The organism is Pseudomonas floridensis (assembly GCF_002087235.1).
Lineage (GTDB): Bacteria > Pseudomonadota > Gammaproteobacteria > Pseudomonadales > Pseudomonadaceae > Aquipseudomonas > Aquipseudomonas floridensis.
In genome coordinates this window covers 1-1033 of sequence record NZ_MUIO01000265.1, presented here as the reverse complement: position 1 = coordinate 1033, position 1033 = coordinate 1, and the positions used below count along the sequence as shown (strand labels likewise).

Annotated in this window: 1 protein-coding gene and 1 pseudogene; both read right to left on the bottom strand. The window is 61.7% G+C overall.

Translation table 11 applies throughout. From position 1 onward, the window contains the following. On the bottom strand, positions 1-762 hold a 762-nt coding region (locus BZK31_RS28800), incomplete at its 3' end, for a DUF5924 family protein (RefSeq protein WP_244182771.1). 95 nt (positions 763-857) lie between these two features. Continuing rightward, positions 858-1033: pseudogene (locus BZK31_RS29325) on the bottom strand (insulinase family protein); the annotation flags it as partial.

Below are 1033 nucleotides of genomic sequence, written 5' to 3'. Positions count from 1 at the left end.
GCTGCGCAGCTGGCTGGCGCTGATCTGCCGGATGCTGTCGCCCGGCGTGCGGTTCTTGTCGTCGAAGTCCGGGCTGACTGCTACTTCGGTCAGCCACAGGGTGGCCGGCGGTACCCAGGAGCGCAGCAGCCAGCCCGCGCCGCCTGCCACCACGATCATCGTGAGCACCATCAGGCCATTGCGCCAGTTGGTCAGCGGAAAGGTTGAGGCCAGGCTGGGGAAAGACAGCAGCATCGCGACGCCCAGCGCCAGTTTGTAACTTTCTGCGGTCGTCAGGTGCACGATGATGGGCAGCGCGGTCAGCAGCGCTGCGAACAACGTCAACGTGTGCAAGGCCATAAACAGCCAGCGACGTGGCGCCAGCCATTTGTAATACAGCGGATCGATGATCGAAATCAGCCCCGCCGCACCCAGCAAGGCCGTGAACACCGCCTGACCGCTGTTCCACGTTGTGGTGATGAAGAAGAACGGCAGGACGAAAAACAGGCTTTCCTGATGGATCATCTGCGTGCCGTAACGCAACAAGCCCTGCGGGATCTCGCGACCGATGGCCTTGTTGAGCATCCCGACCATGGTGTTCTCGACCATCAGCCACAGCCAGCTGATCAGCATGACCACGGCGATCCAGGTCGCCAGCCCTTCCTGACGATCGACCAGAATGAAGCTGGCAATCCCTGACACGAAGCCAAAAGCCGCGATCAGCCCCGGATAGCGCTGCATCAGATTGAGCACGGGTGTCACAAGGCGGTTCAGGTCAGGCATCTGGGCAGCTCACTCGAATCGAAGCAGTCAAAAAACCGCGCAGCATAACAACGCAGCGCGGGTCCCGGCAGAAAGGTGTGTGGCACCGTAGAGCATTACTTGCGACGTGCCCGCCAGCGCCAGAGCGCCAGCAGCACAACAATCATGCCCAGCACCGCCGCCATGACCCAGTACAGGCCGTCGTAGCTGAGCAACGGTTTTTCGATACGGACGTACCCGGGCTGGGCCAGCAACTGGCGCATTGCGCGGTTGGCGGTTTCCAGGCTCACGG